Annotated in this window: 25 protein-coding genes; 19 read left to right on the top strand and 6 right to left on the bottom strand. The window is 61.8% G+C overall.

Going from position 1 to position 23,915, the window contains the following annotated elements; all coding sequences use genetic code 11:
* Positions 1 to 153: 153 nt before the first annotated feature.
* The 6 genes from J7394_RS08025 (at position 154) to J7394_RS08050 (ending at position 7,646) form a co-directional block, all read left to right on the top strand.
* Entirely contained in the window at positions 154 to 918 is a 765-nt protein-coding gene (locus tag J7394_RS08025; RefSeq protein ID WP_209252197.1) for a uracil-DNA glycosylase family protein, read from the top strand.
* Complete coding sequence (locus tag J7394_RS08030; RefSeq protein ID WP_209252199.1) at positions 918 to 1,517, top strand: metallophosphoesterase family protein; 600 nt, start codon at positions 918 to 920, stop codon at positions 1,515 to 1,517. Before J7394_RS08025 ends, J7394_RS08030 begins: the two co-directional genes overlap by 1 nt.
* On the top strand, positions 1,514 to 2,134 hold the full coding sequence (locus tag J7394_RS08035) for a LysE family translocator (protein WP_209252201.1): 621 nt from the start codon (positions 1,514 to 1,516) through the stop codon (positions 2,132 to 2,134). Before J7394_RS08030 ends, J7394_RS08035 begins: the two co-directional genes overlap by 4 nt.
* Positions 2,135 to 2,140: 6 nt before the next feature.
* A complete protein-coding gene (gene moaB / locus J7394_RS08040) occupies positions 2,141 to 2,683 on the top strand; it encodes a molybdenum cofactor biosynthesis protein B (protein WP_170462610.1) in 543 nt (180 codons plus the stop codon).
* A gap of 107 nt (positions 2,684 to 2,790) precedes the next feature.
* On the top strand, positions 2,791 to 4,239 hold the full coding sequence (locus tag J7394_RS08045) for an efflux RND transporter periplasmic adaptor subunit (RefSeq protein ID WP_209252203.1): 1,449 nt from the start codon (positions 2,791 to 2,793) through the stop codon (positions 4,237 to 4,239).
* A gap of 5 nt (positions 4,240 to 4,244) precedes the next feature.
* Positions 4,245 to 7,646, top strand: coding sequence for an efflux RND transporter permease subunit (locus tag J7394_RS08050; RefSeq protein WP_209252205.1), 3,402 nt, complete (start codon positions 4,245 to 4,247; stop codon positions 7,644 to 7,646).
* Here J7394_RS08050 and J7394_RS08055 read toward each other — a convergent pair.
* Positions 7,643 to 8,062, bottom strand: coding sequence for an NUDIX hydrolase (locus J7394_RS08055; RefSeq protein WP_209252207.1), 420 nt, complete (start codon positions 8,060 to 8,062; stop codon positions 7,643 to 7,645). The two genes, J7394_RS08050 and J7394_RS08055, sit on opposite strands and share 4 nt — an antisense overlap.
* 4 nt (positions 8,063 to 8,066) lie before the next feature.
* Positions 8,067 to 8,876: a protein-disulfide reductase DsbD domain-containing protein gene (locus tag J7394_RS08060; protein WP_247748121.1), complete on the bottom strand. Its 810-nt coding sequence runs from the start codon at positions 8,874 to 8,876 to the stop codon at positions 8,067 to 8,069.
* Between the two features lie 148 nt (positions 8,877 to 9,024).
* Between J7394_RS08060 and J7394_RS08065 the strand changes: the two genes are divergently transcribed.
* Positions 9,025 to 9,579 (top strand): YqgE/AlgH family protein, encoded by a 555-nt coding sequence (locus J7394_RS08065; protein ID WP_170379089.1) that lies wholly within the window; start codon positions 9,025 to 9,027, stop codon positions 9,577 to 9,579.
* Here J7394_RS08065 and J7394_RS08070 read toward each other — a convergent pair whose 3' ends face one another.
* Positions 9,580 to 10,527, bottom strand: coding sequence for an L-threonylcarbamoyladenylate synthase (locus J7394_RS08070; protein ID WP_209252211.1), 948 nt, complete (start codon positions 10,525 to 10,527; stop codon positions 9,580 to 9,582). It abuts the gene before it with no gap.
* A gap of 129 nt (positions 10,528 to 10,656) precedes the next feature.
* Here J7394_RS08070 and J7394_RS08075 point away from each other — a divergent pair, with 129 nt between their 5' ends.
* The 7 genes from J7394_RS08075 (at position 10,657) to J7394_RS08105 (ending at position 17,155) form a co-directional block, all read left to right on the top strand.
* Entirely contained in the window at positions 10,657 to 12,360 is a 1,704-nt protein-coding gene (locus J7394_RS08075) for an acyl-CoA dehydrogenase (RefSeq protein WP_209252213.1), read from the top strand.
* Positions 12,360 to 13,406, top strand: a complete 1,047-nt coding sequence (locus J7394_RS08080; RefSeq protein WP_209252215.1) for an MBL fold metallo-hydrolase — start codon at positions 12,360 to 12,362, stop codon at positions 13,404 to 13,406. Before J7394_RS08075 ends, J7394_RS08080 begins: the two co-directional genes overlap by 1 nt.
* A 3-nt stretch (positions 13,407 to 13,409) precedes the next feature.
* Positions 13,410 to 13,862 (top strand): DUF6173 family protein, encoded by a 453-nt coding sequence (locus J7394_RS08085; RefSeq protein ID WP_209252217.1) that lies wholly within the window; start codon positions 13,410 to 13,412, stop codon positions 13,860 to 13,862.
* A 55-nt stretch (positions 13,863 to 13,917) separates the two neighbouring features.
* Positions 13,918 to 15,756 carry a glycerophosphodiester phosphodiesterase gene (locus J7394_RS08090; RefSeq protein WP_209252219.1) on the top strand — a complete coding sequence of 613 codons (1,839 nt, stop codon included), beginning with the start codon at positions 13,918 to 13,920 and terminating at the stop codon, positions 15,754 to 15,756.
* Positions 15,743 to 16,303 carry a hypothetical protein gene (locus J7394_RS08095; RefSeq protein WP_209252221.1) on the top strand — a complete coding sequence of 187 codons (561 nt, stop codon included), beginning with the start codon at positions 15,743 to 15,745 and terminating at the stop codon, positions 16,301 to 16,303. The genes J7394_RS08090 and J7394_RS08095 overlap by 14 nt, the downstream gene beginning before the upstream one ends.
* A gap of 67 nt (positions 16,304 to 16,370) precedes the next feature.
* Positions 16,371 to 16,505, top strand: coding sequence for an aa3-type cytochrome c oxidase subunit IV (locus J7394_RS08100; protein WP_209252222.1), 135 nt, complete (start codon positions 16,371 to 16,373; stop codon positions 16,503 to 16,505).
* A gap of 17 nt (positions 16,506 to 16,522) precedes the next feature.
* Positions 16,523 to 17,155 (top strand): hypothetical protein, encoded by a 633-nt coding sequence (locus tag J7394_RS08105; protein WP_209252223.1) that lies wholly within the window; start codon positions 16,523 to 16,525, stop codon positions 17,153 to 17,155.
* Here J7394_RS08105 and J7394_RS08110 read toward each other — a convergent pair.
* Complete coding sequence (locus tag J7394_RS08110) at positions 17,144 to 17,476, bottom strand: AzlD domain-containing protein (protein ID WP_209252224.1); 333 nt, start codon at positions 17,474 to 17,476, stop codon at positions 17,144 to 17,146. The two genes, J7394_RS08105 and J7394_RS08110, sit on opposite strands and share 12 nt — an antisense overlap.
* Positions 17,473 to 18,189 (bottom strand): AzlC family ABC transporter permease, encoded by a 717-nt coding sequence (locus J7394_RS08115; RefSeq protein WP_209252225.1) that lies wholly within the window; start codon positions 18,187 to 18,189, stop codon positions 17,473 to 17,475. The genes J7394_RS08110 and J7394_RS08115 overlap by 4 nt, the downstream gene beginning before the upstream one ends.
* 49 nt (positions 18,190 to 18,238) lie before the next feature.
* Between J7394_RS08115 and J7394_RS08120 the strand changes: the two genes are divergently transcribed.
* The 5 genes from J7394_RS08120 to J7394_RS08140 are packed head-to-tail and all read left to right on the top strand — an operon-like array spanning position 18,239 to position 22,919.
* Entirely contained in the window at positions 18,239 to 19,129 is an 891-nt protein-coding gene (locus J7394_RS08120) for a formate dehydrogenase accessory sulfurtransferase FdhD (RefSeq protein WP_209252469.1), read from the top strand.
* Positions 19,122 to 19,775 carry a molybdenum cofactor guanylyltransferase MobA gene (gene mobA, locus J7394_RS08125; protein WP_209252226.1) on the top strand — a complete coding sequence of 218 codons (654 nt, stop codon included), beginning with the start codon at positions 19,122 to 19,124 and terminating at the stop codon, positions 19,773 to 19,775. Before J7394_RS08120 ends, mobA begins: the two co-directional genes overlap by 8 nt.
* Positions 19,772 to 20,263, top strand: coding sequence for a molybdopterin-guanine dinucleotide biosynthesis protein B (gene mobB / locus J7394_RS08130; protein WP_209252228.1), 492 nt, complete (start codon positions 19,772 to 19,774; stop codon positions 20,261 to 20,263). The genes mobA and mobB overlap by 4 nt, the downstream gene beginning before the upstream one ends.
* Positions 20,264 to 20,283: 20 nt before the next feature.
* A complete protein-coding gene (glp, locus tag J7394_RS08135; protein WP_209252471.1) occupies positions 20,284 to 22,329 on the top strand; it encodes a gephyrin-like molybdotransferase Glp in 2,046 nt (681 codons plus the stop codon).
* The gene (locus J7394_RS08140; protein WP_371811989.1) at positions 22,326 to 22,919 is read left to right on the top strand and encodes a GNAT family N-acetyltransferase; all 594 of its coding nucleotides are present in this window, start codon (positions 22,326 to 22,328) and stop codon (positions 22,917 to 22,919) included. Before glp ends, J7394_RS08140 begins: the two co-directional genes overlap by 4 nt.
* Here J7394_RS08140 and J7394_RS08145 read toward each other — a convergent pair.
* Positions 22,916 to 23,905: a hypothetical protein gene (locus J7394_RS08145; protein WP_209252230.1), complete on the bottom strand. Its 990-nt coding sequence runs from the start codon at positions 23,903 to 23,905 to the stop codon at positions 22,916 to 22,918. The two genes, J7394_RS08140 and J7394_RS08145, sit on opposite strands and share 4 nt — an antisense overlap.
* Positions 23,906 to 23,915: the final 10 nt, after the last annotated feature.

Genomic DNA, 23,915 nt, shown 5'->3' on the forward strand with positions numbered 1-23,915 from the left:
GGCCGAGGCTGGCTCGCCGCCGAGGGCAAGCACCAGAGCAACCAGAAGGAATCGCAGAAAAGACAGCATGACGCTCGCATGGTCGGTCTGTCCCGGTGCCGAGGCAAGGTCTATTCGCTTTCCCTCAGGCAAAAGCTGGTTAGATTGAGGGGCATGGAATCGGGCTTGGACTATCATACTGCAAAGGCGCTGCTGGAATGGCAGATCGAACTAGGCGCGACCGAGGCGATCGGGGACGCGCCGGTTGATCGCTACGTCTTGCCGGATACGACGCCCAAGGCGAAGAAGCCCGCAACCCCTCAAGCCAAACCGGACAAGCCCAAACAGGTTGATCCGGTGGCGATTGCCAAAGGGGCCGCCCAACGCGCCGAGTCTCTGGACCAACTGCGCGCGGTGATGGAGGCATTCGATCATTGTGAGCTGAAGCGCGGCGCGCGTCAGTTGGTCTTTGCCGATGGCACTCCGGGCGCACGGGTGATGATCGTTGGCGAGGCTCCGGGTCGGGATGAGGATCGCGAAGGCAAACCCTTTGTTGGTCGGGCCGGCCAGCTGTTGGACCGAATGTTGGCGGCGATTGATCTGGACCGCGCGCAGGATGTCTACGTCACCAATGTTCTGCCCTGGCGCCCACCACAGAACCGCGACCCCAAACCCGAAGAGATCGGCATGATGAAGCCGTTTCTGGAACGGCACGTGGCGCTCGCCAAGCCCGAGGTGCTGGTGGTGATGGGCAATATCAGTTGTCAGGCGGTTTTGGGCAAACGCGGCATTACGCGCTTGCGCGGGAATTGGGATCAGGCGCTGGACCTGCCCGTCATCCCAATGTTCCACCCCGCCTACCTACTGCGACAGCCCCAAATGAAACGACAGGCTTGGGCGGATCTGCTCGAGCTGAAAGCGCGACTGGGGGCCGGGTGATGCGTATCCTGGCGTTCTCGGATCTTCACATGGCCTGTAACCGGGCGGCTGATCTGGTGGCCGCCAGCGCCGATGCGGATTTGGTGATCGGGGCCGGAGACTATTGCAACATGCGGCAGGGGCTGGATGAAGCGATGCAGATGCTCTCGGGCATTCCGGCACCGCTGATTCTTGTCCCCGGCAATGCCGAAAGCGTCGCTGAGTTGACGGACGCGGCCCCCGAGGGGGTCCACGTGCTGCATGGCACAGGCATGACCGTCGACGGGTTGCGCTTGTTCGGCTTGGGCTACGGCGTGCCGGTCACGCCGTTTGGCGACTGGTCCTGTGACCTGAGCGAGGCCGAAGCCGCCGAGATGCTGGACCGTTGCGATGGGACGGATGTGCTGGTCGTTCACTCTCCGCCCAAAGGGTTCGGCGATACCACGTTACAAGGGATGTCCGTCGGATCGGTCGCGGTGCGCGATGCGGTGGAACGCCTGCAGCCCGAACTGGTCTTTTGTGGGCATATCCACGATAGCTGGGGCTATCGCGGCTCATTGGGTCGTTCAGAAATCGCCAATCTTGGCCCCAGAACAAATTGGTTTGAGGTTGCGATATGATCGAAACCGTTACTCTGCTGGCCTTTATCCCTGCTGCAATGGTGCTGAATTTCACACCGGGCGCGGATATGATGTTTTGCTTCGGGCAGGGCCTGAAATCCGGACCCCGACCAGCGCTGGTGGCAAGTGCCGGGATATCGCTGGGTCTGATGGTGCATGTCCTGCTGGCAGGGCTGGGCCTTGGGGCCTTGGTCAATTCGATGCCATGGCTGTTTGATGTCATCCGCTGGATGGGCGTTGCCTATCTGCTGTATCTGGCCTGGGGCGCGATCCGCAACGGAGCGGTCTCGACCGAAGGGCCAGCAAGGCCAACGCGCATGGCGTTTCGGGATGGGATGGTGGTGAACCTGACGAACCCCAAGGTCATCCTGTTCGTTCTGGCCTTTATCCCCCAATTTATTGATCCTGCGGCGGGCCCGATCCTTGTGCAATTCCTGATCTTTGGCGCTATCATCGCATTGGGTGGTTTTGTCGTGAACGGATTGGTTGGCGTCTTCGCCGGAGGGGCCGGCCGGTTGCTGATCGGAAACCCGCGCGCCTCACGCATCATGGGGTGGGTGACGGGCGGGATTTTCACCGCGCTCGCGTTGCGGCTTGCTATCATGGAAAGGGCCTGACGCCTGATGTCACGTATCGACGAAACGCTTGAGTTCATCCCCATCCGCATCGCGGTTCTGACCGTCTCGGATACGCGCTCGGTTGATGAGGATCGTTCGGGCCAGACATTGGTGGACCGCATTGAAAAGGCGGGTCACGTGGTTGCGGATCGCAAAATCATCCGGGACGAGCGCGCCCAGATCGCTGATCAGCTGCGCGCCTGGGTGGCGGATGCGGGGATCGACGTGGTGATCTCGACCGGTGGCACGGGGCTGACCGGGCGGGACGTGACGGTCGAGGCGCATCGCGACGTCTATGAGAAAGAGATCGACGCCTTCGGGACCGTGTTCACCATCATCTCGATGGAAAAAATCGGAACCTCGGCGGTACAGTCGCGTGCGACAGGCGGTGTGGCAGGCGGCACCTATCTGTTTGCGCTTCCGGGCAGCCCCGGCGCCTGCAAGGACGCTTGGGACGGTATCCTCGAGAAACAGCTCGATTATCGCCACCGACCCTGCAATTTCGTGGAAATAATGCCCAGATTGGACGAACATCTGCGACGGAAGTAGACTGATCGCACGTTCAACACCTTATAACCGCTTTGTGGCTTGGCATATTTCGTGCCTCCGCTACATTTTCCGCAGGGCAGCCCATTTGCAACCGGGATGAATAATAGATGCGTTTTCTAAGGCAGAGTCTGGTCGGTGTGTTTCTGGCGTCGCTGACGCTGGCTTTGCTGTTTGTCGCGGTGCAGATCGTCACGGGGGCTGTGCAAGAGGTCCTGACCCGCGAGAATGAGCAACCCAAAGCGCGCGAGCGAGTCTTTGCGGTGACCGTCCGTCCGGCTGTTTTTGAGACCGTCACGCCCAATCTCGAAGCCTTCGGCGAGGTGCAAAGCCGCCGGCGTCTGGAGTTGCGCGCAGCGTTGGGTGGTCGCGTAGTCTCATTGGCGGATGATTTCGAGGATGGCGGCACCGTTACCACAGGTGAAGTTTTGGTCGAGCTTGATCCGGCGGACGCGCAATCGGCGCTGGATCGTGCCAAATCGGACGTACTGGATGCCCAATTCGAAGAACGTGATGCAGAACGGTCGTTGCTGCTGGCGCAGGATGAATTGAAATCAGCCGAGGCGCAGGCCGAGCTGCGTGAGAGGGCGCTGCAGCGCCAACGCGATCTTGAGTCTCGTGGCGTGGGGGCAACCGCCAGCGTGGAAGAGGCCGAATTGACTGCCGCTGCCGCTCAGCAATCCGTACTGGCGCGCCGCATTGCCCTTGCGCAGGCGGAATCGCGGGTGGATCAGGCTACGACCCTTCTGGCCCGCGCGCGGATCGCGCAGGAAGCCGCAGAGCGTGATCTGGAGGACATGACCATCCGCGCCCGGTTCGGAGGCACGCTGACAGATGTCACGCTGGTCGAAGGACGCTTGGTTTCAGCAAATGAGAAGCTGGCTGAATTGGTGGATCCCAACGCATTGGAGGTCGCCTTCAGGGTCTCGACCGCGCAGTTCGTGCGTTTGCTCGACAAAGACGGAGAGTTGATCAGCGCCCCCGTCACCATCTCGCTTGAGGTCACGGGAACGGACCTGACCGCGACGGGCCGGATCAGTCGCGACAGCGGCTCGGCGGGTGAGGGGCAAACCGGGCGGTTGATCTATGCGCGGCTCGACGATGCCTCAGGCTTCAAGCCCGGCGATTTCGTCACCGTGACGGTTCAGGAACAGCCCTTGGCGCAGGTCGTGCGCTTGCCCTCCTCTGTTCTGGATGCCGCAGGAACCGTTCTGGTGCTGGGTGCGGATGATCGCCTAGAAGCCCTGCCTGTGCAACTGATCCGCCGTCAGGGCGATGAGGTTCTGCTGCGCGGCGAAGGGCTGGAAGGGCGTGAGGTCGTCATAGGCCGCACCCCTCTGCTGGGGTCCGGGGTTCGCGTGCGACCCCTGCGCGCTGAGGCCAGTGCCGATCCCGATCTGGTGGAATTGACCGATGCGAAACGGGCCGAACTGATCACCCATGTCGAGGCCAGCGAGGATATGCCCGAGGCCGAGAAAACACGCATGCTCGGTCAGTTGGAAGAGGCGAAAGTTCCGGCCTCGCTGGTGCGTCGCATTGAAAACCGGGCCGGGGGCTAAGCGCCATGATGCGCGAAATACCCAGCGCCGCCGGTGGTATCCTAAGCTATTTCACCCGGCACAGAACCGTGGCCAACTTGCTTTTGCTGGTGATGCTGGTTCTAGGCGCGGCGTCCATCCCGAATATGCGGGCGCAGTTCTTTCCGGATGTGGTTCTGGAGCGGGTCGACGTGAATGTCGAATGGGAAGGGGCCGGTCCCGAAGATGTCGACAATGGCATCGTCCAACTGCTCGAACCTGAATTGCTGGCGGTCGAAGGCGTGGCAAGCACCACGGCGACCTCTCGCGAAGGCTCTGCCAGTATCCGGCTGGAGTTCGAGCCGAACTGGGACATGTCCCGCGCCGTTGAGGAGGTGCGCACTGCCGTCGATAGCGTCACCAACCTGCCCGAAGATGCCGAAGAACCCTCCATTCGACGGGGGGCCTGGCGCGATAGGGTGACAGATGTGGTCGTCAACGGCCCGGTTGATCCGGACCAATTGGCCAAGTTTACCGATGAGCTGATCAACCGCTTGTTTGCCGCTGGCGTGACCCGTACCACGATCCGTGGTCTCGCCGCCCCGCGCGTGGTGATCGAGGTACCCACCGCGCAGCTGATTGCCAATGACGTGGCTTTGGCCGACATCGCCTCAGCCATCTCGGCTGAGGTCAATGCCAGCCCTGCGGGGGACGTGACGGGCGCCAACGCGCGCATCCGGACCGGTGCGGAAAAGCGCACGCCGGAAGAGATCGAGACCATCGCTCTGCGGACTTTTGCGGACGGATCAAAACTGTTTGTCGGTGATGTGGCGCAGATCCGGGTGGAAGGGGTCAATCGCAACCGCAGCTACTTTGTCGGTGACAATCCGGCCATGTCGGTTCGGGTGGATCGGTCCAATCTGGGGGATGCCATCGCAATCCAGCACACGGTCGAGGACGTGGTGACCGAGATGCAGGCCAGCCTGCCCGAAGGTGTCTCGGTCGAGATGATCCGTACCCGCGCGCAGGCCATCACCGACCGTCTGGATATTCTGATCGACAACGGTCTGGTCGGCCTTGGCCTTGTCGTGTGTCTGCTGTTCCTGTTCCTGAACGCGCGCATTGCGTTCTGGGTAGCGGCGGGCATTCCGGTTGCGATGTCGGCGGCGATTGCGCTGATGTATATCGGTGGTTTGTCGCTGAACATGGTGTCTCTGTTCGGTCTGATCATCACCCTTGGGATCGTGGTGGATGACGCCATCGTCGTGGGTGAACACGCCGATTTCCGCGCCCGCCGACTGGGGGAGCCGCCCATCGTCGCCGCAGAACGCGCCGCCCGCCGGATGGCCATGCCGGTTTTTGCCGCAACGATCACCACCGTGATCGCCTTTTTTGGCCTGACCCTCGTGGGTGGCCGGTTCGGAGAGTTGATCCGTGATATCCCCTTTACCGTGATCGCGGTGCTGGCGGCCTCGCTCATCGAATGCTTCCTGATCCTGCCGAACCACATGTCCCACGCCATTGCGCATTCGGCCAAGGAGCACTGGTATGACCTGCCCAACCGGGTGGTAAACCGGGGCTTCCGTTGGGTGCGGGACACGCTGTTTCGCCCCCTTATCGCTTGGGTCATCTGGGCACGCTATGTCGTGGTTGCACTGATGCTGGTGATCCTGGCGACTCAGGCCGCTCTGTTCATTCGCGGCGATGTGAACTGGCGGTTTTTCAACGCGCCCGAACGCGGCTCGGTCACCGGCAATTTCATCATGGCCGAAGGCGCAACGCGTGCTGACACCATCGCCATGATGCGCGAGTTGCAGCACGCCACCGAAGAGTTGGGCCAGATCTACGAGGACCGCCACGGGCGCAATCCTCTGGAATATGTTCTGGCCGAAGTTGGCGGCAGTGCAGGGTTCGGTCTGTCCGCTGCCGAGGGCAAGGATGACGATCTACTGGGCGGTATCTCGATCGAGCTGATCGACGCCGACCTGCGCCCCTATTCCAGCTTCGAATTTGTGGGTGAGCTTCAGGATTTCGTCCCCCGCCATCCCAAGGTTGAGCTGCTGAGCTTCAGGGGGTGGCGCTCGGGTCCCGGAGGGGACGCGATTGATGTGCAGTTCTACGGCGCGGATGTAGACACGCTGAAAGCCGCGTCCGAGGATTTGCAGACCGAACTGTCAAAATACCCAGAAGTCTCGGCGCTTGAGGACAATCTGGCTTATGACAAAGAGGAATACATTCTCGATCTAACGGCACAGGGTCAGGCGCTGGGCTTCCGCATCGAAACGCTGGGCCGCGTGCTGCGCAACCGGTTGAACGGGATTGAGGCCGCGACCTTCCCTGATGGCCCCCGCAGCGCCGAGATCCGCGTGGAACTGCCCGAGGGCGAGCTGACCGCAGATTTCCTGGAACGCACCCTGATGCGCACGCCCGACGGGGTCTATGTCCCGCTGGCCGACATCGTCTCGGTCGAGCGCAAGTCAGGCTTCTCGACCGTCCGGCGCGAGAACGGGTTGCGGGTGATTTCGGTGAATGGCGACATCTCCGAGGATGATCCCGCCCGCGCTGCCGAAATCGGTCGTGCCATGAACGAAGAGATCCTACCGCGCATTGCAGGCGAATATCAGGTCGACTGGCGCATGGCGGGCCTGAGCGAACAAGAGGACGAGTTCCTATCTGAAGCGCGCACCGGCCTGATCCTGTGCCTGACCGGTATATATCTCGTTCTGGCCTGGGTGTTCGCCAGCTGGTCGCGACCTCTGGTGGTGACGTCTATCATTCCGTTTGGCTTGGTGGGTGCGATCTGGGGGCATTACATTTGGGATGTGCCGCTAAGCATGTTCACCGTTGTCGGGCTTCTGGGCATGACAGGTATTATCGTCAACGACTCGATTGTGCTGGTGACCACCATTGATGGCTATCAGCAGGAGAGGGGGTTGGTGCCCTCGATCATCGAAGGCACGGCTGACCGGTTGCGTCCTGTGATGCTGACCACGCTGACGACGGTGCTGGGTCTGACGCCGCTGCTCTATGAAGGCTCGCAACAGGCGCAGTTCCTCAAGCCGACGGTGATCACGCTGGTCTATGGGCTGGGCTTCGGAATGGTTCTGGTGCTGGTTCTGGTGCCCGCTCTGCTGGCGATCCTGAACGATTTCGCGCGTCCGATGACGGCGATGCGCCGGGCGATCTATGCGCGGGACCGCGTGGTGCAGGCCGCCCTTGGCGTGACCGCTTTGGCTCTGATGCTCTGGTTTGCGGTGACGCTGGTCTGGCCGATGGTTTCAGGTGCGCCTTTAGACCCATTGGTCGGTCTTTACGGAGGCGCAGAGGCCCCCGAGATTCTGCGCATGGGTTTGGGGGCGTTTGTGGCCGGAGCGATCCCCATCGTGATCCTGAGCGTGCTGCTGTCCGGGATGTTCTATGCTAGGTTCAAAAGCCGGGCCGGAGCCTAACGCTCCTTCAGCGCAAGCTGCAACAGGCTGGCCACACGGTTGCTCATCGGCAGGTCGCCATCAAGAATCTGTTCGATAGGAAACCATTGCGCGTCCAGCGCATCATCCCCGGCCAAAGGCGTGCCGGATTGATAACGGCAAGCCACCCCGACCAGCAAATAGTGCGACAGGACCTGCCCATCCGCATCCCACCGCAGCAGATCTAGATTGTCCAGATAGTGCAGCGGTTCAGCCGTGACCGATGTCTCCTCAAGCAATTCCCGTTCTGCGGCCTGAAGGACGGTCTCACCCCATTCCACATGGCCGCCGGGAAACCCCCACAGGCCTCGATCCGGTTCCTTGCTGCGTTGCACCAGCAGAACGTTTTCCTGATGCAGGACAACAGCCAGCGCACCGATCTTGGGGGATTGCGTCATAGGGTCAGCCTGCAGAGCATCCCTGAATGTCCACAGCGTGGTTGGCGCCCAGAACCGTGATCCGAATCTCGGACCGATCCAGCGCAAAGGGAGCGCCCGAGGCGCTGATCACCTCGGATCGGGCAATCAGTGTGCCGCCCTGCCGCTGCGTTTCGGGTTGCGAGGCCCAAAGGACCGGGTTCCCCGGCTCGATCACCGCAACTTCCTGCCCTCCGGCCGAAGGCATGGTCACCCGCGCCTCGATCCGCATACCTTCCGAGGTTGGGGTCAAATGGCAGCTGGCCTTGGCAACGCGTGCCTCACGGGCCGAGAAGGGGCGTTGCGCCAAAGCGGCTGCGATTGCGGGGTTGCGCCCTGCACTAGCGTCCACTTTGTGGTCGAAACCCAGACGCTGCGGGATGCACACGTCCTTGCAGACCCCCAGATCCATCTCACCACGCAGGCGCACGGGTTTGGCTGGGTTCTTGGGCGTAATCTCGACCGGCAGTACCAGTTGATCCTCGTAGCCGATGGATTTCAGGCCATTCTGGTCGAAAATCTCGGGCGCGGGCCAGGTGATACGCACGTCGCCCACGTTTCCGGACCCGCTCCAATCGAATTGCGGCGGGATCCCGGCGTCGCCCGGCGCGCGCCAATAGGTCTTCCACCCCTCTTTGAGGGTCAGACGCAGCGCGCCCAGATAGGTCCCATTGGCCGTGCGCCCGCCATCCAGAACATCCAGCGCAACAACCCCATCCAGACCCTGCGCCGAGGCGGGTGCGGACAGGCCCAGACAGGCGATCAGAAGGGCAACCGAGGATTTCATACGAGTCATCATACCCCATTACATGCGCCGTGCGGACCTGAAATCCAAGTCACGTTCGGGTCACCTGTGTGAAATCTGCTGAAATCAGCTTTGCTCCCTTGCCAATACCCGTGCCGCAGGGTCATTGTTGAGAGGTAACGAGCAAGAGAAACCTCGCATGGACCTGACCGGAAAACTGTTGATTGCGATGCCGGGGATGGGCGATCCGCGCTTTGATCACTCGGTCGTGTATATCTGCAGCTACGGCGACGATGGCGCGATGGGGTTGATCATCAACAAACCCTCTGATCTGCGGTTCAAAACCCTGCTGGGGCAGCTCAACATCCCTTGTCGCATTCCCATCATAGGCGAGCGTCTGGTGCATTTTGGAGGCCCGGTCGAGATGTCGCGTGGCTTTGTTCTGCATAGCTCCGACTACGATGCGAACCTGCATTCGATGCAGATTTCGGATGACTTCAGCATGACGGCCACGCTCGATGTGTTAGAGGATATGGCCGCGGGGCGTGGCCCGCTGAACGCGATGCTGACGCTGGGCTATTCCGGCTGGGGGCCCGGCCAGCTGGAGGATGAGATCGCTATGAATGGCTGGCTGACGGCGGATGCATCCTCGGAGTTGGTGTTCGATGTGCCCGATGACGACAAATGGGAAAAGGCCCTTGCCACGCTGGGTGTCGACCCGCTGACCCTATCGGCCAGCGCAGGCCGTGCCTAGCTAACTGTCGCGCGGCGCGGCGGCGCGGCGTAGACGGTCATTGATCGCAGCCCCCAGCCCATGATCGGGGATCGGTGAGACGGCGATCGGACGCCCGGTTTCATTCAGGCTGTGTAGCGCGGCGAACAGATTGGCCGCAGCCTCGGTCAGATTGCTTGTTTCGGACAGGTTCATGTCACAGGTGACCGGGCCGAAGCCTAACAAAACCTCATCCCCCTGCACAATCTCAGCATTCAGTCGGACAGGCGCATCTGGCGCGTAGTGCGATTGCAACTGCCCCGGAGCGGTCAGTATATCCCCCGCTTTGTGCAGGTGAAGGCGGGTGTTCAGGACGGTCTCGATCTGTTCCAGCGCGACGCCTCCGGGGCGCAGCAGGCTGGGCTCTCCGGCCAGTCCGACGATGGTGGATTCCAACCCGACACCGCAGGGGCCGTCATCCAGAACGGCGGCGATCCGACCACCCAAGCCCGCATGAACATGTGCTGCCGTCGTTGGGCTAATCTGACCCGAGGGATTGGCCGATGGCGCCGCAACCGGCCCGTCAACTGCCGCCAGCAAAGCGCGCGCCGTGGGATGCGCAGGCACGCGAACGGCCAAAGTATCCAACCCTGCAGTAACCAGCGATGACACACCGTGCCCCGGCTTCAGCGGCAGAACCAAGGTCAGCGGACCGGGCCAGAACGCATTCGCCAAACGCTCGGCCTGATCCGACCACTGCACAAACCGCTGCGCCGCCTCGATCGAGGCGACATGGGCGATCAGTGGATTGAAACTTGGACGACCCTTGGCCTCGTAAATCCGGGCCACGGCCTCACCGTCTCTAGCATCACCTCCCAGGCCATAGACCGTCTCGGTCGGGAAGGCGACCAATAGGCCCTGACGCAAAAGATCTGCAGCACGGGCGATGCCGTTGGGGTCGGCTGTCAGCTCAAGAGTGGTGGGGATCATATCTGGTGACGCCGCGTTTTGGTTGCTTGCAACATGGGGAAGAGTAGGTAATCCCAATACGCAAAGATGCATACCGGCGCTGATCGCAGATTCCAAGTGCGGCCGTGCCGACAGACCGCAAGGGAAGCCATGCCATACCGCGCCCCAGTTTCTGACTATGAATTCCTGTTCCGCCATGTGGTGGGTCTCGATCAGATCACGGCCACCGAGAGATTCGCTGATGCGACCCCGGATGTAGTCAGCGCGATCCTTACGGAAGCGGGAAAGATGTGCGAAGAGGTTCTCGCCCCGCTGCAACGCCCCGGTGATCTGGAACCGGCGCAGTTGGAAAACGGCGTTGTTCGCACCTCACCCGGATACTCGGAAGGTTGGAAAGCCATCGCGGAAGGCGGCTGGATCGGGATGAGCGGCAGCCCTGACTATGGCGGCATGGGCCTGCCCATGGCCGTCACTTCGGCGGTCAATGAGATGATGAGCGCGGCCTGCCTGTCACTGCAGGTGGCCCCCTTGATGTCGCAGGGTCAGATCGAAGCGCTTGAGGCGCATGCCAGTGACGAGCTCAAGGCGCTGTACCTACCCAAGCTGATGTCTGGCGCCTTTTCGGGCACGATGAACCTGACCGAGCCGCAGGCCGGGTCAGATGTAGGTGCTTTGACGACACGGGCAGAACCCAATGGGGACGGCACTTATGCGGTCACCGGGCAGAAGATCTATATCTCCTGGGGCGACAACGATTTCTGCGAGAATATCTGCCATCTGGTTCTGGCCCGTCTGCCCGACGCAGTTCCGGGCACCAAGGGGATTTCGCTGTTTTTGGTGCCGAAATACCTGCCTGACGCACAGGGTAACCCCAGGGCGGCCAATGACCTGAGCGTAGTGTCGCTGGAACACAAGTTGGGCCTCCATGGCTCTCCGACCTGTGTGATGCAGTATGACGGGGCCACGGGTTGGCTGGTTGGGAAAGAGCATGGCGGTATGGCGGCAATGTTCACCATGATGAACAACGCACGTCTGGGTGTCGGTGGTGAGGGTGTCGGCGTCGCCGAGGGCGCGTATCAACATGCGCTGGCCTACGCGATGGAGCGGAAACAGGGCAAGACGCCCTCGGGCACGATCATCGACCACGCGGATGTACGCCGGATGCTGACCGAAATGCGGGCGGATGTATTTGCGGCTCGGGCGATCATGCTGGCGAATGCCGCGGCGATTGATATGGCGCACGCGACCGGAGATGCCGACTGGGCCGCGCGGGCAGCTCTGCTGACCCCGATTGGCAAGGCCTTTGGGACCCAGACCGGGATGCGCGTCGCCGAGACCGGTGTTCAGGTTCATGGCGGAATGGGCTTCGTCGAAGAAACAGGGGCAGCCCAGTACTACCGCGATGTCCGCGTGACCGCGATTTATGAGGGTACCAACGGCATCCAAGCAATGGATTTGGTCGCCCGCAAGATGATGGACGGTGGAGACGCTGCTGCCAGCTTGCTCGATGAGATCGAAGATCACGCCGAACAGGCCCGCTCCAAGATGCCCGATCTTGCCGGTCCGGTGTGGGAGGCTACGGAATCCCTGCGCGAAGCGACCGAATGGATGGTGGCGCAGGACAATATGAACGCGCGCTTTGCCGGTGCTGCCGCCTTTCTGCGCGCCTTTGCGCGGGTTTTGGGCGGGCACTACCATCTGGCCGCAGCGCTTGCCGATCCGGACGGCCCGCGGGCGCGACTGGCGCGCTACTACATCAACGCCTTGCTGCCCGAATATCTCGGTCTGCTGGCGCAGGCGCAGAACGGGGCAGATGACCTCTTTGCCCTCAGCGCTGAAGACCTGGGCGCGTGATGGACGGCGTGGAGCCATCGGGCATCCGATATCCGTGGCCTGAGCCGCCCGCCCCTGGCGAAGCCATCGAGATAGCCGAGGGCGTGTTGTGGATGCGCCTACCCCTGCCGATGGCGCTGGACCATGTGAATATCTATGCGCTGGACGACGGCGACGGGTGGACGGTGATTGATACCGGGATGTCCTCGAACAAGACCCGCCGCATCTGGGCTGAGCTGATGTCCGGGCCTCTGGCCGGAAAACCCATTCGTCGCGCTGTCGTCACCCATCACCATCCCGACCACGTGGGCAATGCCGGTTGGTTTCAGGCCGAACATGGGGTCGAGCTGGTCACCAGCCGCACCGCTTGGCTGTTTTCGCGGATGCTGACGCTGGACGTGCAGGAAAACTGGCCGCAGGAGACGCTGGATTTCTACCAAAGCGCCGGGATGGACCCTGCGTTTCTGGAAAAGCGCAAGGCCGATCGTCCCTTCAACTTTGCCGATACGGTTTATCCTATGCCGCTCGGCTTCACACGGATCAAACAGGGCGACGTGATCCGCATCGGTGGGCGCGACTGGGACGTGCATATGGGCAACGGCCACGCGCCCGAACATGTAACTCTCTGGAGCCGTGACGATCATCTGGTGCTAAGTGGCGATCAGATCCTCAGCTCGATCAGCCCCAATCTGGGCGTCTATGCGACCGAACCTATGGCCGATCCGGTCTCGGACTGGATTGAGGCCTGCGAGCGGCTGCAAAAACTGGCCCGCCCGGATCATCTGGTTCTGGGTGGCCACAAGCTGCCTTTCACCGGGTTGCCGCTGCGTATGCGTCAGCTGATCGAGAATCACCACGGCGCGCTTGAGCGTCTGCTGGCTTATCTCGACCAACCCAAAGCCGCCGCCGAGTGTTTTGCCCCGCTCTTCAAGCGCACCATTCGCGAAGGCGAATACGGGTTGGCGCTGGTTGAAGCGGTTGCACATATGAACCATCTTCATCACAGTGGAGCCGTGACCCGGACGCGACGCGCGGACGGGGCGTGGGTGTTTCAGCGCAAAGGGTGATGAATGCAAGACACGATCGAAACCTCGGCTGAGGCCGCCGAAGCGGATGCCCTGCCGCGGTGCTATGAGGTTCACGCGGATTCCGAGGCCGAGTCCGGCGCTCAACCCCTGCCGGGGCAGCTAAAAAAACCGGTTGAAACCAAGAGCGCCGCGCAATGGGCGTATGAGCGTCTAATCCTTTATATCCAGAACTTCGAGAAAACACTCGATGGCGATCACGAGGTCGCAATGGGTTTCACCGGAGGTGACGCGGGTGTGATGCGGATTCAGGGGATGGGCTATTTCGACCCCGATATCATCACGTTTTTCGGCTCGGATGGAACAGGCGCGCGCACGCAGCTGGTGCAGCATGTCAGCCAGCTGAACGTGATGCTGCGCGCCTTGCCCAAATCGGTCGAGGACAAGCCCGCTAATCGCATCGGGTTCCGTTTGGCGGCCGATCTCGAAGACAGCTGACTTGCAATTCATGCCTGCACACCCTTGAATGCATGCATCATTCAAGGGTGTTCGCATGTCCATTTTCTCAACCGTTACAAACGCCTATTCCGGCGCCTGGGCAAGACGCAGGGTCTTTGTGCCCATCTATCTGGCGGTGCGGCTGCTGGTGATCGCGCTGGTCGCGCCCGGTGTCGCTCTGGCGGTCAATCTGGCGGTCTCGCTGTCCGATCAAACTGCGCTGACGGATCAGGATATCGCGGCCTTCATCCTCTCGCCCGCCGGGTTCATTGCGGCCATCGTGGTGCTGAGTCTGTTTCTGTTGGCCGAGGTGTTTGTCTTCGCGGTCATGGCAGCCTCTTTGAGGATGGGCGAGGCCGATCCGTGGCGCGCGGGCAGTGCGGCGATCGGTCTGGTTCTGTCGCGCCTGCCGTCGCTTTTTGGCTTTGCGGCCCGGTTCATTCTGCGGGTTTTGCTGTTGGCGCTGCCATATCTCGCGGTCGCAGCGTTGATCGCATGGTGGACGCTGACCGAATACGACATCAACTACTACCTGACCTTCCACCCGCCTGCCTTTCTGGTGGCTGTGGCCCTGATCGGCGCGGTGGCTCTGGCCATGGCATGGGTGCTGATCCGCAAGCTGTCGGGCTGGGCTCTGTCACTTCATCTGGTGCTGTTTGAAAATGTCCACCCAGCGCATGTGTTCAATATCAGTACGTCCCGGATGGAGGGCAAACGCGGGCGCTTGAAACTGGCCTTGGTTGCATGGCTGGCGATGCGCCTTGCGATTGCGGCGGCGATTGCATGGGTGGCCGGGCTTTTGTTTGCAGCGGTGCCGTTGCAAGGCAGCAGTAACCTGAAACTGGCGCTGACCTATAGCCTCGCGATTGCAGGGCTGTGGTCTCTGGCCGGGCTGGTTCTGGCGGCCTCTGCGCTGGGCGCATTGGCGGTTCTGCTGGATCGGTTCTTTGAACCTCAGACGGATGAGCCGCCCCACCCCGCGCCGCGCCGCATTCAGGCCTCGCTGTTCACAGCGGTCGGGCTGGCAGTGGTTGCCCTTCTGGTGGGGGGCTGGTTCGGCCACACCCTGCTGGAACGCGTACAGGCCGAAGATCATGCGGATGTTATCGGCCACCGGGGGGCTGCGGCGCTGCGGCCCGAAAACACCATGGCCTCGGTTCTTAAGGCAATCGAGGATGGCGCGGATTGGGTTGAGATCGACGTACAAGAAACAGCCGATGGCGTTGTTGTCGTGGCCCATGACAGTGACTTCATGAAACTGGCCGGGGTCCCGACTAAGATCTGGGACGCCACGATGGAGGATGTGGAATCCATCGACATCGGCAGCTGGTTTAGTCCTGAATATGCCGACCAACGCACCCCAACCCTGCGTGAGGTGCTGGAGGCGACAAAAGGCAAATCCAAAGTCATTATCGAGCTGAAATACTACGGCCACGACGTTGATCTGGAAAACCGGGTCGCCGCTTTGGTCGAAGAATTCGAGATGCAGGACGACATCGCCACCATGTCGCTGAAATATCCGGCCGTGCAAAAGATGAAGGCGCTGCGCCCGGATTGGCGCGCGGGTGTGCTGGCGGCGACGGCAATCGGTGATTTGTCGGGGCTGGAAGGCGATTTTGTTGCGGTGAGTGCAGCAACTGTGTCGCCGGGACTGATCCGCTCGGTCCACGCGACGGGCAAAGAGATCTATGTCTGGACGGTGAACGACCCGCTGCAGATGTCGGCAATGGCCTCGATGGGGGTGGACGGGCTGATCACGGACCGCCCGGCCATGGCGCGCGAAGTTCTGCGCGTCCGCGCCGAGATGGGCCCGGCGGAACGCGTGCTGCTTTGGCTTGCCACAACCTTTGGCATGACCGTCGATACCGAGGCGATGCGCGATGACAGCCCGTAAACTGGCGCTGGGTCTGTTCCTGCTGGCCAGCCCTGCCACGGCTCAAGACCTGATGCGCACGGTCGAGATGCCCTCGCACCGTGCCCTGATCGCACAACGCGGCGATGCCGAGCTGATCCCGTTCGAAACTGACGGATGCTCGGGCGGGTTGTCGGCCAGTTGGCGCTGGGTGGCCGATACGTTCCCTCAGATCGGCGAATTGTATCAGGAACACCCGCCGTGGGAGTATTGCTGCGTGACCCATGACCGCGCCTATCACAACGCCGGTGACGCGCAGACGGCCGCAGAAAGCTATGACGCGCGCCTCGCCGCCGATCAGGCTTTGCAGCTCTGCGTCGAAACCCATGGCGAGACCCATGCGCAGGCCTATGCGGAACGCTATGACATGACGCCCGAGCAGATCCGCTCGGTCCATTCGCTGACCTCGGACGCCCTCTACGGCGCGGTCCGATTCGGCGGCGGCCCCTGCAGCGGACTGCCGTGGCGCTGGGGATTTGGCTATCCGGGGTGTTTTGTGTTGGGTGACAGGGCCCCTGCGCTGGAATGACGTGGTGACAGGCCCGAAATTTTCGATTATCCAGCGGATAAACACGCGAATTGGGAATCTGAGACTCATGGCTGAACACAAGCACGGCGAAATGGACATCACCGTTCAAACCAAAACCTTTGAGGGCTTCATCAAGGCCACTGTCTGGTGCTGCGTCGCCATCGGCGTGCTGGCCTTCCTGCTGGCGCTTTACGCGTCCTAAGTCTTTCGGGGTCGACCGTGTTCAGAATTTTGATCGCCTGCCTGCTGGCGGCAACAGTGGCTGGCTGCGCGGTGTCAAAACGCCCTCAGGCAGATCAGGCTGAGATCGTGTCGCGGTCTTACCGTGATCCGGGGCCGTCGACCCTGACGCTCTATACGATGATCAACACGCGCTCCGGTTCGGGGGCGCATACCTCGTTGATGATCAACGGCAGTGAGCGGGTGATTTTTGACCCCGCAGGCTCGTTCCAGGCGGATATCGTTCCGTCGCGGGATGATGTTCTTTATGGCATCACTCCAGCGGTTGAGCGCGCCTATCGCAGTTCTCACGCGCGCGAGACGCATTATGCCCGCATCCAGACCATTCAGGTGACGCCGCAACAGGCCGAGATCGCGCTGCAATTGGCCAAGCAGACCGGCCCTGTCGCAGGGTCTTTTTGCGCCAATTCGACCGCGCGGCTGTTGCAGCAGGTGCCCGGATTCGAGCAGATCGACGTGACCTTCTTTCCGATCAACCTGTCGGAACAGTTTGCCGAGCTACCCGGCGTTGTCACCGAAGAGTATCGTGAGAATGACGATGCCGATCTGCAAAAAGGTCTGGCAGCCAATAACGCCGCTCTGAACCAACTGGACGCGGCTTCAAGCCAGTAAATATAGCAGACCATAAAGTGTGGCCGCGCCTGAAAAGATCGCGGCCAGCACGTTTTTGGTGAACACTCCAACAGACAGCGTCACTGCCGCAGCCGCCATTCGGGCCGCATCGGGTTGGCCCTCGGTCGCGGAAGGCCACACGACCAGCGGCGCGATCAGCGCGGGCAGGATCGCCACGGCGGTGTAGCGCAGGTGGCGCAGCAGCCAGGGTGGCATCGGGCGGTCTCCGACAAAGCCGATGAACACAAAGCGCAGGGCAAAGCTGCCGATGGCCAGGCCGATAATGACGGTCCACATGGTGGTGGGGTCGATCTGCGTCATGCGTGCGCCTTTCTACGAACCAAGATCACCTCGGCCTGAGCACCTGCGATCATGCCTGCGGTTCCGGCGATCAACAGGCCCAGATTGAACGGTACGCTCACGGCCAGCAGTGACACGACCAACGCCACAAGGGCCGCAATGACATGGGGCAGCGTCCGCATCATCGGCCCCAGCATGGCCAGAAAGGTAATCGGCAGGGCGAAATCCAAAGCCCAGCTTTCAGGAATCCGGGTACCCAAAACCGCGCCCAGATAGGTCGCCAGAATCCAGCACGGCGTGATCGGCGTGACCGAACCGATGAAATAAGCCATGCGCTGCGGCACGGTCATCTTTGGCTCTTTCTCAAACTGAACGATCGAACAGGCATAAGATTGGTCAACCGTCAGATAGGCGGCGCAGGCCCGCTGCCACATTGGGGCAGCCCCCAGAAACGGCGTCAGTGAGGCTGAATACATCGCCACTCTCAAATTCACCGCAAGGGCCGAGGCCAGCACAATGGCCGTCGGCGCGTTCTCCTGCAGCAATTGCAGGGCGGTGAATTGCGCTGCTCCGGCGAAAACCGTGGCCGAGAATGCGACGACCTGAACGATACCCAGCCCGGCCTCGGTGGCGAAAACCCCGAACAGGGTGCCAAATGGAATCGCGACAAAAATGAAGGGTGTCCCGTCGCGAAACCCTTTCCAGAAGTATGACTTGGATGTGGCGTCTGCCATGGCTAAATCCTATGGTATTCGCAGCAGCAGTAGCGGTCTTGGGAAGGGGTTGCAATTGGTGACAGAACTGGATGTCTCGGACTATATCATCGCCCCCGATCCCGGCGCGGCCCGTTTGACGCGTGCGGTTGAAGGCGTGGACCAGAATGGCGAAGTCAGCCAGATTTCGGTGGTCGAGGAACGCCCGCTGACGATTTTCCTCAATTCCCAGGAAATCGTGACCGCAATGACCATTGGCGACTATCCCGAGTATCTGGCGCTGGGTTTCCTGCGCAATCAGGGGATGTTGCTGGCTGATGATGAAATCACACGGGTCGACTATGATGATGACCTCGAAACCGTGGTTGTGCGGACGGCCCGCGAAACCTCCTATGAGGACAAGCTGAAGAAAAAGACCCGCACCAGTGGCTGTGCCGTGGGCACGGTCTTTGGAGACATGATGGAGGGGTTGGAGGACGTGCGCCTGCCGCAAGTGTCGGTCCGGACCTCGTGGCTCTACGATCTGGCTGCCAAGATCAATCGTACGCCTTCTTTGTACCTTGAGGCCGGTGCGATCCATGGCACGGTTCTCTGCCGTGAAAACCGGCCGCTTGTATATATGGAGGATGTGGGTCGCCACAACGCCGTCGACAAAATCGCCGGCTGGATGCTGTCCGAGAACGAGACGGCGGAGGACAAGATCCTCTACACTACCGGGCGTTTGACCTCTGAAATGGTGATCAAAACGGCGATGATGGGTATTCCGGTTCTGGCGTCCCGGTCCGGTTTCACCGCCTGGGGCGTCGAGATCGCCCGCGAGGTCGGCCTGACCCTGATCGGTCGCATGCGCGGGCAGCGCTTTGTCTGCCTGTCCGGCGAGGATCGCCTGCTGCGCGACGTGGACCCGGCAAGTGTGGCCGCCGAGGACAAGAAACACCGCCGGAAAAGTGCCAATGGCTGATGGTATAACCAAACCCCTCGGTGTGTTACTCGCAGGTGGCCTTGCGACCCGGATGGGAGGCGGCGACAAAGGGCTTTTGCAGATCGGCGGGCAGAGCCTGTTGTCTCATGTCATTAACCGACTCGGTCCGCAGGTGGATGGCCTCGCGTTGAACGCCAACGGAGACGCAGCGCGGTTTGCAGAATTGAATCTGCCCGTTTTGCCGGACTCGATTGAGGGGTTTGCAGGCCCCTTGGCGGGGGTTCTGGCCGGGCTGGATTGGGCGGCAGAGCAGGGGGCTGACAGTATCGTCACCGCCGCCGCCGACACGCCGTTCTTCCCGCGTGATTTGGCGGCGCGGCTGACTGAGGCGGCACAGGGCCAAACGCACCCTTTGGTCCTTGCCACGACGCCCCGCACCGGGGACGAGGCCTTGAAGTCAGGCGGCAAGAAGGTCAACCGGCACCCGACATTCGGCCTCTGGCCTGTGGCGCTGCGTGACGATCTGCGCGCTGCTTTGAACGATGGGCTGCGCAAGGTCGTGCTGTGGACTGACAAGCATGACGGGCGCGAGGCGCTTTTTCCCGCAGATCCGTTCGATCCGTTCTTCAATGTCAACACACCGGACGACCTCGCGCGCGCCGAAAAACTGTTGGAGCAGGCATGAGGGTCTACGGCGTCACCGGCTGGAAAAACGCTGGCAAAACCGGGCTGATGGAGCGGCTGGTGACCGAGATTACCGGACGCGGCTTCACCGTTTCGACCGTCAAACACGCGCATCATTCCTTTGACGTCGACCAACCGGGCCGCGACAGCCATCGCCACAGAATGGCAGGCGCGAGCGAGGTTCTTCTGGCCTCGGGGCAGCGCGTCGCCCTGATGCAGGAGCTGCGCGGCGCGGAGGAGCCTACGCTGGCCTCTCTTCTCGCCCGTCTCTCGCCAGTCGATCTGGTGTTGATCGAGGGCTATAAACGCGAACACCACCCCAAGGTCGAGGCTTTCCGCGCCGAGCCCGGCAATGACCTGATCGCCCCGTCGGATGACACGATTCGCGCTGTGGCCAGTGACACTCCGCTGGATCTGGACCGACCCGTGTTCGATCTGAACGACACGGCGGCCATTGCGGGTTTCATCCTTTCCGAGGTTGGTTTGTGAGCCTTTTTGACAGCTTTGCGATGGTCGATTGGTCCGGTGGCAACGACACTGGGCCGCGCCCTCGCAAAGATGCCATCTGGGCCTGCGTGGTGCGCGACGGCGCAGTGCCGACGCTGGACTATCTACGCAATCGGGTAGTCGCCGAGGAGTGGTTGCGCAGCCTGATCGACACTGAACTGTCTGCAGGTCGCCGCCTGATGCTGGGGTTTGATTTCCCCTTCGGTTATCCCGCAGGCTTTGCCAAGGCGATCACCGGGACACATGATCCGCTTGCCCTGTGGGACTGGTTCGAAGATCGGATCGAGGATTCTCCGAGCGCCAACAACCGCTTTGACCTCGCAGGACAGATCAATTCGGGCTTTGGCGGCAAAGGCCCGTTCTGGATGAATGGCCTGCGGCGCGACATTGCCGGGCTGCCGCGCACGAAACAGGACTATTTCAACCCGTTTCCGGACCGCCGCGCGGTTGAGCATTTGGCCAAGGGCAGTTTTACCTGCTGGCAAATGGCAGGCGCAGGCGCCGTCGGCGGACAGGTGATGATGGGCCTGCCCGTGTTGAACCGGCTGCGCCACGCTTTCGCGGGCAAGATCGCCATTTGGCCCTTTCAGCCGCTGGACAAACCGGTGGCGTTTGTCGAGATCTGGCCCTCGCTCAACCTAGGTGCAGCCCCGCCGGGTCGGATCAAGGATGCGTGGCAGGTCGAACAGGTTGCCTTGACTCTGTCGCGGATGACGGATCAGGAATTGGACAGACAGTTGAACGTTTCAGCCTCAGAGGAGGGGTGGATCTTGGGTGTAGCGCAGGACAAACCGAACATATCGCCTCCGCCATTGCGAAACGATTGTTTTGCCTTGCCCGCTGGGGTGAACTGGACGCCCGTGGATGACGCGCTCGCGTTGCTGCGGGATCGGTTGCGCCCCGTCACAGGGGCCGAGGTGGTGCCGCTTACGCAGTCGATGGGCCGTGTTCTGGCCGAGGACGTGGTGGCACAGCGCTCGAACCCGCCGCAGCCCAACACGGCGGTGGATGGCTTCGGGTTCGCAGGCCCCGCGGCTGAGGGCGCGCAGGTGATGCCGCTGACCGAGGGGCGCGCTGCAGCGGGCATTCCGTTCGATGGCACGGTGCCCTCAGGCCAAGCGTTGCGCATCCTGACCGGCGCGGCTTTGCCCGAAGGCGTGGACACGGTCATTCTGGAAGAGGACGTGACGGTTCAGGATGGCCACATTGCCTTCCACGGCCCGTTGAAGCTGGGCGCAAACACGCGCCGCGCGGGTGAGGATGTTTCAGCAGGAGAGGTCGCCCTGACAGCCGGTCGCAGGCTGACACCGGCCGATATGGCGCTTTTGTCAGCGGTCGGTATTTCCGAGGTGCCCGTGCACAAACCTCTGCGCGTGGCCGTTCTGTCCACCGGGGATGAGCTTGTCGAGCCGGGCGAGACAGCCGGCATCGGGCAGATATTTGACGCGAACAGGCCCATGCTGCTGTCTTTGATCGACCGCATGGGATTTGTGCCAGTCGACCTGGGGCGTGTCGCCGACGACCGCGAAACCCTGCGAGCAAGGTTGGATGAGGCCGCAACGCAGGCTGATGTGATCCTGACCAGCGGCGGCGCTTCGGCTGGGGACGAGGACCATGTCTCAGCCCTGCTTCGCGAGGCGGGCGCAATGCAGGAGTGGCGGATTGCCCTCAAACCCGGCCGCCCTCTGGCTCTGGGTATGTGGTCGGGCACACCGGTTTTTGGCCTGCCCGGCAACCCGGTGGCCGCCAAGGTCTGTACGTTGATCTTCGCCCGCCCGGCCCTGTGCCAGATGTCAGGGCAGGGGTGGGCAGAGCCACAGGGTTTCGAGGTGCCCGCCGCTTTTGAGAAACGCAAGAAACCCGGTCGCCGGGAATATCTGCGCGCGCGTATTCGCGAGGGGCGGGTCGAGGTATTCCACTCGGAAGGCTCAGGCCGGATCAGCGGGCTAAGCTGGGCCGAGGGGCTGGTCGAGATCGAAGACGGCGCGCGCCACATTCAACCGGACGATCTGGTGCGCTTTATCCCTTACGGCAGTTTTGGGCTGTGACGGTCACGGTTTCCAAAGGCTTTACCAAGGCCGAAAGACCCCAAGCCGCTGCCCTGTTCTGGCAGGCCTTTGCGGCCAAGCTGCACAAGGTGATGGGACCGGATGAAAAAGGTTTGGCCTTCTTTGAAACGGCTCTCGACCCGGAATTCGCGCTGGTTGCGCGCGACACTGATGGCCGGATGCTGGGCCTTGCGGGTTTCAAGACCAACAAAGGCGGCTTGGCGGGAGGCAGCCTGTCAGACCTCGCCCGCGTCTATGGCTGGTTCGGGGCGATCTGGCGCGGTGTGGTTCTGAGCGTGTTGGAGCGTGATCTGCAGCCCGGTGTGTTCCAGATGGACGGCATCTTTGTCGCGGCTGAGGCCCGCGGGAGGGGCATTGGCACAACGCTGCTTTGTGCCATCAAGGCTGAGGCGCAGCGCCGCGGAATGGCCGAAGTGCAACTGGATGTGATTGACACCAATCCCCGCGCACAGGCCCTGTACGAACGTGAAGGGTTCAAACCTGTGGGTGTTGAGAAGACCGGCCCGTTTCGGCACCTGTTCGGTTTCAGCCGCGCCACCAAGATGAGCTGGCCTGTACCTGCCGCCTAGTCGAAGGTTCCGGCCACACGCCCCAACAGCATGAAGGCCCGCGCGGTTCTTGTGTCACCTAGGGCGGTCAGTTCCGCGTCGCTGGCATTGGCTTCGAATTCGACGATCATGTTGTCGAAGCGGCGCAGAAAGTGGTGCGCCGCATCCCGGAAAATCGGGTCCTGTTTCATCCGCGCCGCCGTCAACGCCAGCGACGAGCGATCCCGAATCCCGCCCAAAGCGGCGACCGAGCGTCCACGTGCGCCCTGCGCAAACTGACGCCAGACCTCGGGCCGTGCCATATCGGGGCGGAGGTCATCCATATAGATGCCCTCTTGGCTGAGCAGGGTCAGAACATCCTGTGAGGCCTGCACCAGTTTGGATGCTTTTCGATCCTTCAACGCCATCCGTAGCGCGGTGAAACCCTCGGTATCTTTCTCGGTCTCGGGGAAGTTCAGCGCGCGGATAAAGGTATCGGTGGTCAGAGGCGGCGTGATCTCTTCGGCGGTAGTGCCCAGCGCCAGAGAGGTCTGCCCGCCCGGCGCAGATGGGGCGACCTGCAAGGGTTCACGCCGCTTGCTGGAGAAGGTGGCCAGCGCATCCTCGGCCTTTTTGGTCACAGCGGCGATTTCGTCCAGCTTCTTGGACACCGTCGGCTCATACGAGCTGGCGGCGCGCTGTTGCTGAACGACATAGGCCTGACGGATCGCATCAATCGCGGTTTGCAGCCGGGCGCTTTCCTCGCGCATGACGCGGCTGGCGCGCATCGCCGTCGCCGCGACCCAGATCATCGCCACCGGCAGGAAAACCGCCAGTAGCGTCACAATGAACCCGCCGCCCTGTGTCTGATCGGGCAGCACAAGGAACAGGACCGAGACCACCAGCCAGATGACACTTAGCACCCCGGCCGCAATCTCGATCGAGGTCACAGACGGGCGCTGAGGACGATCATAGATGCCCAGCGAGGTTGGCCGTTCGCTTTCCTGGTCAGGTTGTGGCCCCGACATGACAGACCCT

This window comes from Ruegeria sp. R13_0 (assembly GCF_017743995.1).
Classification (GTDB): Bacteria; Pseudomonadota; Alphaproteobacteria; order Rhodobacterales; family Rhodobacteraceae; genus Ruegeria.